9 protein-coding genes, 1 tRNA gene and 1 pseudogene are annotated in these 8,717 nt (G+C 70.4%); 7 read left to right on the forward strand and 4 right to left on the reverse strand.

Going from position 1 to position 8,717, the window contains the following annotated elements:
• A pseudogene (locus Q1K33_RS20070) lies at positions 1-245 on the reverse strand (PucR family transcriptional regulator); the annotation flags it as partial.
• Between the two features lie 84 nt (positions 246-329).
• Between Q1K33_RS20070 and Q1K33_RS20075 the strand changes: the two are divergent.
• On the forward strand, positions 330-1,523 hold the full coding sequence (locus Q1K33_RS20075) for a ferredoxin reductase (RefSeq protein WP_300406596.1): 1,194 nt from the start codon (positions 330-332) through the stop codon (positions 1,521-1,523).
• A 108-nt stretch (positions 1,524-1,631) separates the two neighbouring features.
• Complete coding sequence (locus Q1K33_RS20080; RefSeq protein ID WP_300406598.1) at positions 1,632-2,873, forward strand: acyl-CoA desaturase; 1,242 nt, start codon at positions 1,632-1,634, stop codon at positions 2,871-2,873.
• Positions 2,874-2,891: 18 nt separating this feature from the next.
• Here Q1K33_RS20080 and Q1K33_RS20085 read toward each other — a convergent pair whose 3' ends face one another.
• Together Q1K33_RS20085 and Q1K33_RS20090 are read right to left on the reverse strand one after the other, a co-directional pair.
• Positions 2,892-4,136: an MFS transporter gene (locus Q1K33_RS20085; RefSeq protein WP_300406600.1), complete on the reverse strand. Its 1,245-nt coding sequence runs from the start codon at positions 4,134-4,136 to the stop codon at positions 2,892-2,894.
• A gap of 220 nt (positions 4,137-4,356) precedes the next feature.
• Positions 4,357-5,490 carry a hypothetical protein gene (locus tag Q1K33_RS20090; RefSeq protein WP_300406601.1) on the reverse strand — a complete coding sequence of 378 codons (1,134 nt, stop codon included), beginning with the start codon at positions 5,488-5,490 and terminating at the stop codon, positions 4,357-4,359.
• 103 nt (positions 5,491-5,593) lie between these two features.
• Between Q1K33_RS20090 and Q1K33_RS20095 the strand changes: the two genes are divergently transcribed.
• On the forward strand, positions 5,594-5,785 hold the full coding sequence (locus Q1K33_RS20095; protein ID WP_300406603.1) for a matrixin family metalloprotease: 192 nt from the start codon (positions 5,594-5,596) through the stop codon (positions 5,783-5,785).
• 48 nt (positions 5,786-5,833) lie between these two features.
• Here Q1K33_RS20095 and Q1K33_RS20100 read toward each other — a convergent pair whose 3' ends face one another.
• The gene (locus Q1K33_RS20100; RefSeq protein WP_300406605.1) at positions 5,834-6,940 is read right to left on the reverse strand and encodes a sterol desaturase family protein; all 1,107 of its coding nucleotides are present in this window, start codon (positions 6,938-6,940) and stop codon (positions 5,834-5,836) included.
• A 159-nt stretch (positions 6,941-7,099) separates the two neighbouring features.
• Here Q1K33_RS20100 and Q1K33_RS20105 point away from each other — a divergent pair.
• From Q1K33_RS20105 to Q1K33_RS20120, 4 genes are all read left to right on the forward strand, one after another.
• Positions 7,100-7,170: transfer RNA gene (locus tag Q1K33_RS20105), tRNA-Gly, on the forward strand.
• Between the two features lie 51 nt (positions 7,171-7,221).
• Complete coding sequence (locus tag Q1K33_RS20110) at positions 7,222-7,845, forward strand: class I SAM-dependent methyltransferase (protein WP_300406606.1); 624 nt, start codon at positions 7,222-7,224, stop codon at positions 7,843-7,845.
• An 8-nt stretch (positions 7,846-7,853) separates the two neighbouring features.
• The gene (locus Q1K33_RS20115; RefSeq protein WP_300406608.1) at positions 7,854-8,285 is read left to right on the forward strand and encodes a hypothetical protein; all 432 of its coding nucleotides are present in this window, start codon (positions 7,854-7,856) and stop codon (positions 8,283-8,285) included.
• Positions 8,286-8,475: 190 nt separating this feature from the next.
• The coding region (locus Q1K33_RS20120) for a hypothetical protein (protein ID WP_300406610.1) at positions 8,476-8,717 on the forward strand (242 nt) is incomplete at its 3' end.

An 8,717-nucleotide genomic window follows, 5' to 3' on the forward strand; every position in this document is an offset into this window, starting at 1 on the left:
GTGCGGGGGTCCGCACCCGCGCGGCCGGTCGCCAGCGAGAGGAACGCGCCGAGCGCCACCTGGACGGCGCCGCGGATCGTCTCGCCCATTCGGCCGGTGAACGCGTCGGCATAGCTGGGGACCTCCTCGATGATCACCGCGACGACGTCCTCGGCGATGCCGGGCAGGGCGGCGCGGATCTCCGCCTCCGCCTCGGCGGGCAGGGCGAGGGGTGCCTGGGCGCCAGAACCGGTCGGTGCGGCCATTTTTGTCTCCTCCGAACAATTAGTGCTGGGTCATTCACGTGTGATGCACAGGAGTTTATCCTCCTGATCCAGCACACTGGAGTCATGACCACGACCGCCGTACCGCGTCAGGCAGCCGCTCCGGGCGCTGAGGACGCCTCGACCGTCAAGGCCCCCGTGACGACCCCCCGGATCGCGACGCCCTCGAGCCGGCCGACGCTGCGTGGCCGCGTGCGCCGGTTGGCCGACGCCGCCGTCACCCCGCTCGAGCTCGACGACGTCCTGGACGTCTTCCACCCGCTGCGCTCCGGTGCGCCGCTGCGCGGTCGGATCGTCGAGGTCCGCGCCGAGACCGAGGACTCGGCCACCATCGTGATCAAGCCCGGCAAGGACTGGTCCGGCCACGTGCCCGGCCAGTACGTCCGCGTCGGCGCCGAGGTCGACGGCGTACGCCTGTGGCGCACGTACTCCCTCACTCACGGCCCGCGCCGCGACGGCTGCCTGTCGATCACGGTCAAGGCGATCCCCGGCGGCCTGGTGTCCAACCACCTCGTCCGTTCGGCCCGTCCTGGGCAGATGCTCCAGCTCGCGGCGGCGCAGGGCGACTTCGTGCTGCCCGACCCGCTGCCGGCCAAGCTGCTGCTCGTCACCGCCGGCTCCGGGATCACCCCGGTGATCGGGATGCTGCGCAACCTGTTCTCCCGCGCGACCGCCCCGGCGACCGACATCGTGCTGGTCCACGTCAACGCCAGCGAGGCGAGCGCGATCTTCCGCGACGAGCTGCGTGAGCACGCCCAGGCCGGTCACATCAGCTTGATCGAGCGGTACGACGACCGCGACGGCCTGCTCGACGTGGCCCACCCCGAGGCCGGGCTGGCCGCCCTCGTGCCCGACCTCGACGAGCGGCTCGCCTACGCCTGCGGGCCGGCCGGACTGCTCGACGCGCTGGAGTCCTTCCACGCCGAGCGCGGCCTCGACCTCACCACCGAGCGCTTCCGTCCGGTGGTCCTCGGCGACGCCGGCGCCGGCGGCACCGTCACCTTCACCTCCGGCCCCACCGCGGAGGCCGACGGCACCACCCCGCTCCTCGACGCCGGCGAGTCCGCGGGGGTCCTGATGCCCAGCGGCTGCCGGATCGGCGTCTGCTTCGGCTGCGTGCTGCCGCTCAAGGAAGGCGCGGTGCGCGACCTGCGCAACGGCGCCATCACCCAGGCGGTGCCCGGGGAGACCGGCCCCGAGGGCATCCCGATCCAGACCTGCATCAACGCCGCCGCGGGCCCTTGCTCGCTGGACATCTAGTGCTGTCGGTGGTCGAGGTGCGAGGCGCGCCAGCGCCGAGCCTCGAGACCCCGTGAGCCGACCACCGAACCCGACCCGCACCCGTCGCACCCGACGAAAGGCCACACCATGACCGTCATCACCAAGCAGCCCGTCAACCCGACCAGCCACCTCACGCCCGAGAACATCGAGCAGCTCGGCCGCGACCTCGACGCGATCCGCCAGAGCATCCTCGACGCGCGGGGCGAGAAGGACGCCGCCTACATCCGCAAGGTGGTCGACGTACAGCGCAAGCTCGAGCTCGGCTCGCGCGCCGTGCTGACCGTCAGCATCCTGCCGCCGGCCTGGATCGCGGGCACGATCGGCCTGAGCATCGCCAAGATCCTCGAGAACATGGAGATCGGGCACAACGTCATGCACGGGCAGTGGGACTGGATGCGTGACCCGAAGATCCACTCGACCACCTGGGAGTGGGACAACGCCTCGACCGCGGAGGCGTGGAAGCACTCGCACAACGAGGTGCACCACACCTACACGAACATCGTCGGCAAGGACAACGACCTCGGCTACGGCATCATGCGCGTCGACGAGGACCAGCGTTGGGCGCCGTTCCACCTCGGCCAGCCGCTGTGGAACTTCATCAATGCCTGCTTCTTCGAGTACGGCATCGCCGCCTACGACCTCGAGCTCGGCAAGAACCTCGCCGTGCCGAAGGAGAAGCGCAGCGAGAAGTTCCAGTCCGACCTGAAGAAGACGTTCGCCAAGATCCGTCGTCAGGCCAAGAAGGACTACCTGATCCATCCCGCGCTGGGGTTGCCGACCGGATCGGTCGTCCCGATCCTGGCGGCCAACTTCACCGCCAACCTGGTGCGCAACCTGTGGTCGCACTCGGTGATCATGTGCGGTCACTTCCCCGAGGGCGTCGAGACGTTCGAGAAGAAGTCGATCCCGGACAACGAGACCCGCGGCGAGTGGTACCTGCGCCAGATGCTCGGCTCGGCCAACATCTCCGGCTCCAAGGCGATGCACCTGATGACCGGCAACCTGAGCCACCAGATCGAGCACCACCTCTTCCCCGACCTGCCGAGCAGCCGGTACGCCGAGATCGCCCCGCAGGTGAAGGCGGTCTTCGAGACCTACGGCCTCAGCTACGTCGAGGGCTCGCTGCCCAAGCAGGTCTACTCGGCCTGGCACAAGGTCGTCCGGCTCTCGCTGCCCAACGGTTTCCTGGCCACCACCACGGTCAAGAACGTGCCGCAGCAGGCGGCGCTGCTCTACAAGATGTCGACCGGTGGTCGCAAGGTGCGCCGTGCCGCCCAGGCACGTCTCGAGCAGACCGCGCGCCGGATGAAGGCCGCCTCCGCAGCCTGACCCAGTCCGGCCGCCGGTTCAGTGGCTCGCCGCAACCGCGCGGCGCAGCCGCCGCTGCTGGGTGCTCATCACGGTCAGGGCGAGCGCCGAGGCGCCGATCGTGACGGCGAAGGCCGCGGTCGAGCCACGGGCGTCTCCGAGCCGACCGGCGACCGACGAGCCCACGGCGTACCCGATGCCGGTGGAGCCGGCGAGCAGCGTCATCGCCGTCCCGACGCGGTGAGCGGGCACCACCCGCTCGGCGAGCGAGAAGACGGCGATCATGTACGGCGCCACGGCGCAGCCCAGCACGAGCACGACCCCGATGACCGCGACGAGTCCGTCGGCGAGCAGCAGCGGGAGCGAGAGGACGAGAAGCGCGGCGGCGGCGGCAAGTGCGCGGCGCTCGTGGCCGATGCGGGCCGGGAGGTACGCCGTCGCGATGCCGGCGACGGCGCTGCCGACGCCGAGGGTGGCGTGGATCAGGCCCGCGACACCCGGCTGCCCGGCCTCGACGGCGAGGACCGTCGCGCCGGTCTGGGTGCCGCCGAAGAGCATGCCGATCGAGAGCTGGCCGAGGGCGAGGACGCCGAACGTCGCGGTCAGCAACCGGCCGCTGCCGATGCGGGCGACGCCGAGCCGCGCCGCGTGGGTCAGCCGGGCGGACGGGTCCAGCGCGAACGCCGTGCCGAAGACGGCGAGCAGGGCCGCGGCGAGCAGGAGTGCTCCGCCGGGCGAGACCGCGACGGCAGCCAGGCCGACGAGCGCCGGCCCGAGGGCGAACGAGGCCTCGTCGGCGGCGCCCTCGTAGGAGAACGCGGCGTCGACGAGCCGACGCTGCTGCGGGGCGTCGGAGTCGGCGGTGATCGGGCGCCACCGCACGCGTGCCAGCGGGCCGACCTGGGGCAGGATCAGGCCCGCGACGGCGGCCATCGTGACGATGGCCTGGGAGCTGAGGTCGGCGTGCACGCACAGCACGAGGCCGCTCAGGCCGAGGGCCCCGAGGAGCGACTGGACGAGGACGACGGGTCGCTGGCCGATGCGGTCGGCCACGGACTCGGCAAGGGGGGCGCCGACGGCGTTCGCCACCGCCAGCGAACCGGCCGCGAGGCCACCGAGGCCGTAGCTGCCGGTCGCGTTGGAGACGAGCAGGAGGGTGCCCAGCTGACTCATCGCGAGGGGCAGTCGGCCCAGGAAGGCGACCAGCACGTAGGCGGGGCCGGCGAGTCGCAGCAGCTGGCGATAGCTGCCGACCGGGCGCGGTGGGGAGAGGAGGGTGGACACGGAGGGCCTTTCGGGGTGCGTCGGAAACCGACGCGCCGACCCACCTCTACGCGCTCTACCCTCTGCTCCGCCCAGTCTAGGGGCGGTTGTTAACACTCCCGAAACTCACGAGACTGTGACGTCCCGCGCACCGAGGCGCCGAGGCACCGTGGCGCACCGGGACACCGGCGCCGGGGTCGGTCAGGAGCTTGCCTGCCCGACCCCGACGTCCGGCGACTGGCTACTTCGTGACCTTGAAGCCCGTGCTGCCGACGCGGAAGCTGCCCGACCCGGTGACCTTGACCTTCCACTTGCCGGTGGCCGCCTTCTTCAGCTTGATCGCCTTGCCGGCCACGCCGGACGCGTTCGCCTTGACCGACTTCGTGTACGACGTCCTGCCCTTGCCCTTGCCGCCACTCAGCGCGATCTTCAGGGTCTCGCCGGGCTTGAACGAGGATGCCTGGACCGTGAGCTTCTTGCCGACCTTCACCTTGTTGGACGACACCTTGACGGTCCCCTTCTTGGCGGAGACGCTCAGGGCGGTGGTCGCGACCTCGCCCTGGGACGTCGCGCGCACGGTCACCTGACCGCCGGGCTTGACGAACTCCGGCAGCTGCAGGACCCCGGAGAAGGCGCCGGTCTCATCGACGTCGAAGCTGCCCGCGGGCAGGCCGCCGACGGTGACGGTGACGTCGCCGTCCGGGTCGTCGGGGGTCTCGTGGGCGAAGTCGGTGCCGCTGACCAGCACGGTGCCGCCCTGGCGGCCCGTGAACTCGTTGAGGGTCACCTGCGCGGGCGCTGCCGGGTCGAAGATCGCCACGGTCATCAGCGAAGCCGGATTCACGCGCTGGTCGCACTCGTACTCGTAGAAGCGCGAGCCCTCGCCGTCGCCGGGGTCGCCGTAGACGTAGAAGTAGAGCTCCTTGGGTCGGAACTCGCGCAGACCGGAGTAGTAGTAGGTGAAGTCCTCCTCGAACTCCCCCAGGGCCAGGGGCGCGTCTGCGTCGAAGGTGACGAGCGGCTTCTCCTCGAACGCGGTGAACGTGGCGCCGGTGCCGTCGTCGAAGGTCACCTGGACCGCGACGTAGGCGTTGGTGAGGTCCTCCGGGAAGGTGCCGGCCGGCAGGGTGCCCAGGGTCATCGACAGCGTCTGCGCGCTGTTGGTCGGCACCGGGCTGGGGTGCTCGAGGCTGATGGTGGTGGTGACGTCGGTCGTCATGCCGGTCGGGATGCTCGCCTCGTCGAGGTCGCAGTCGGTGAACGTGACGCTCTGGCTGCCGACGACGGCGTACGCCGGTGCGGGGACGCTGCTGAGCGCCGCGGCGCTCAGGGCGACGGCGGTGACGCCTGCCAGCAAAAGGTGGGGACGAGACATGCGGACTCCTGGGAGAGATGAGATGGGCGTGCGTGGGGGCAGCGGAGCCAAGGTGCCGCACGCTCGGCGTGGGCGATATGGGTAGTTCCTACTCACTGCCTGCGTGGCCGTCACGTGGGGTCAGATGATGGTCCACGAGATCGGGCACGCGATCGGTCTCGGTCACGCCTCGTCGTCCGACCAGCTGAAGTTCGGCACCGCCACGACGTCCAACTCCCGGCTCGGCAGGGGTGACCTGCGGGGCATGGAGATGGTCGGCCTGGGGCGGGGCTGCTGGGACCAGGGCGCTCGCTGACTGTTGACCGCTGACCGCTGACCGCTGGGTGCCTGCGTCAGCAGTGCGTCACGCGACGTAGTCGTCGTACTCGCGAGCGCTGCGGAACGGCATCAGGTGCTGGGCCACGATGCCGTTGGGCACGCTCTCGAGCCGGAGCACGCCGTACTCCTCGGGCCAGCTGCCGTCGCGAGGGAGCTTGAAGCTGCCCATCAGCATGTCCACGAGCGGCAGGTGGATGGCGTAGTTGCGGTCCCAGTAGTCGACGTGGCGCGCGTGGTGCCAGTGGTGGTAGCGCGGCAGCACCAGCACGTACTCGAGCCAGCCGAAGCGCACGCCGATGTTCGCGTGGGCCACGACGGCCTGGAGTCCCACGAGGATGACGTAGGCGTTGACGACCGGCGTGGAGAAGCCGAGGACCAGCAGGGGCAGCAGCACGATGCTGCGCGTCAGGACGGTCTCCACGAAGTGGACCCGGGAGCCGGCCAGCCAGTCGAGGTCGCGGCTCGAGTGGTGCACCGCGTGGAACTTCCACAGCGTCGAGACCCGGTGGTAGGCCCGGTGCAGGGTGGCCTGGGCCAGATCGGCGACGAAGACGGCCAGGAGGAACTGAGCCCAGCCGGGCAGCGAGCCCACGATGTCCTTGATGCCGGGCACGGCGATCGCCGCCGCGATGGTGGAGGTGGACGCCGTGACCAGGATCAGGATCAGCTGCACCAGCACGTGGCTCATGAAGAAGTAGGTCACGTCCGTGCGCCAGCCCTGCCGCAGCACGGGCGTCTGCCTGCGGGCGAGGTACTGCTCGAGCGGGATGAACACCAGCGCCGAGAAGAACAGCGACAGCACGAACCAGTCGAGGCCGAGCGAGTACGGCGACTGGTCGACGTCGTCGACCTGGATGCCGGTGCCGCCGAGCAGCACCGCTGTGGTCGCGGCCGCGAGGCCTGTCAGTGCTACTCGCCTGCTCTGGTTGCGCAGCACGGCGGCGGTGCCGAGCAGGAACGTGCCGACGAGTCCGACGAGGAGCAGGCCGCGCGCGAAGTCGGTCGTGTAGACGGCGCGGAACTCCTGGCTGGTGAGCTGCTGGGGGAAGTGGAAGCAGAGCACTCCGAGCAGGGTCAGGGTGCCGAGCAGGCAGGCGACGTACGGCAGGAAGAGGCGGTGGGTGAGGAGCATGTCTGGACGCTAGGAGTCGCCGCGGGTACGGCGCGTGAGTCGTCGTACTCAAGCGTGGTGGACCGGAGAGGCGCTCGGCGGATGCCCGGCACCCGGGCGCCGCGTTCGGCAGGAGGACCGGCATACTGTGACCGTGCCGGACTCGTCGAGGCCGGCTTCGCGGACGTGGTGTAGTTGCAGCACGCTTCCCTTCCAGGGAAGGGGTCGAGGTTCAAATCCTCGCGTCCGCTCTTTGTGAGGCCAGGCTGCAGCCGCAGCGACGATCGGGGCATGATGGCTCGATGGGCTGGTGGGAAGAACGCGTCGTGCCGGGGCTGGTCGATCGTGCGCTCAAGGGCCGCGAGATCGGCGAGCGACGGGCCGAGGTGTGCGCCGGCCTGAGTGGCAGGGTGCTCGAGCTGGGGTTCGGGGGAGGGCTCAACCTGCGCCACCTGCCCGATGCCGTGGTCAGCGTCGACGCGGTCGAGCCGTCGGACCGGGGCTGGGTGATGTCGGAGCGGCGTCGCGCGCGCCACGACGTACCCGTCCACCGGGTCGGTCTCGACGGGCAGCGACTCGACGCGGGCGACGCGTCGTACGACCACGTGCTGTGCACGTTCACGCTCTGCACGATCCCGGACCCAGCGCTGGCCATGCGAGAGGTACGGCGGGTCCTGCGGCCCGGGGGCACGTTCGCGTTCCTGGAGCACGGCCTCGCGCCAACTGACGGCGTCGCCCGCTGGCAGCGACGGCTCGACCCGGTGCAGCGCCGGGTGGCCGGCGGATGCCACCTGACCCGGGACGTGCCGGCCCTGGTCGCGGGATCCGGCCTCGTCGTCGACGACGTCCGGGCCGAGTACCTCCCCGGTCCGCGGACGCCGTGGACCTTCGGCTACCTCGGGACAGCAAGCCTCGCGGCGACATAGCCTGCCCCATGGAGTGGACCCGCAGCCCCTGGATGCGACTCCTCGCCCTGGCGGCGGGCGTCGCGCTCATCGCGCTCAACTGGGACGAGAAGGGTGGGCTGTTCTGGGTCGGGATCGCGGTCGTGGTCCTCAATGCCGCCGCCCTCGCCGAGGGACTGACGCACTGGCGGCAGGTGTCGCTCTTCGATCATCTCTTCGACCCGATGCCGGTGGCGGAGCTGACCGAGCACATGTGGGTCACCACCGAGGAGGACGAGGACGAGGATCCCACGCTTGCCGTCCTGGCTGCCGACCCGCGCGTGGCCGAATCGTTCCACGAGGATCGCGAGATGTACGTCGTCGAGACGGCCGCGCCGATGACGACCGAGGAGTTCGCCGCACTCGCCCTGCGTGCCCTCACCGCCCACCACCTGCGGGCCGCCGACCGGCTCAACACGTGACCCAACGGTGGTCGAGGTGTGAGGAGCGCCAGCGACGAACCTCGAGACCCGGCGACCCAACCACCCTCCGACACCCCCGCCTACCCACGAATCATCCACAGCCCTGTGGATGACGTGGTTGTCCACAACCCCCATGGTTGAGCCAGATTGACTGTCCGGCAGTGTCGGTGGCAGGTGCTTGTATGGAGTCATGAGCAGGCACCTCGACGGCACCGGGACGGGTCACCCGATCCTGGCCTGCCTCGATGTCCTGGAGGCTGAGCTCGACGCCATCGCTGAGACCCCGGCGTGGTCGTTGAACGCCGAGGAGACCGAGGCCGCGATCACCCGGTTGGTCTCGGACCTGGCCCGGTTGTCCGAGGTCGAGACCCGGCTGCTCGGTCAGGCCGAGTCGTTGGACCTGCCCGGACAGCTCGGTGCGAGGTCGCTGTC

The organism is Nocardioides sp. (genome assembly GCF_029937575.1).
Classification (GTDB): Bacteria; Actinomycetota; Actinomycetes; order Propionibacteriales; family Nocardioidaceae; genus Nocardioides.

What these genes read in the sequence shown, in the direction of transcription:
- Q1K33_RS20075 (WP_300406596.1), top strand. Translation starts at nt 330, where the DNA reads ATGACCACGACCGCCGTACCGCGTCAGGCAGCCGCTCCGGGCGCTGAG.
- Q1K33_RS20100 (WP_300406605.1), bottom strand. Translation starts at nt 6,940, where the DNA reads ATGCTCCTCACCCACCGCCTCTTCCTGCCGTACGTCGCCTGCCTGCTC.
- Q1K33_RS20080 (WP_300406598.1), top strand. Translation starts at nt 1,632, where the DNA reads ATGACCGTCATCACCAAGCAGCCCGTCAACCCGACCAGCCACCTCACG.
- Q1K33_RS20110 (WP_300406606.1), top strand. Translation starts at nt 7,222, where the DNA reads ATGGGCTGGTGGGAAGAACGCGTCGTGCCGGGGCTGGTCGATCGTGCG.
- Q1K33_RS20115 (WP_300406608.1), top strand. Translation starts at nt 7,854, where the DNA reads ATGGAGTGGACCCGCAGCCCCTGGATGCGACTCCTCGCCCTGGCGGCG.
- Q1K33_RS20090 (WP_300406601.1), bottom strand. Translation starts at nt 5,490, where the DNA reads ATGTCTCGTCCCCACCTTTTGCTGGCAGGCGTCACCGCCGTCGCCCTG.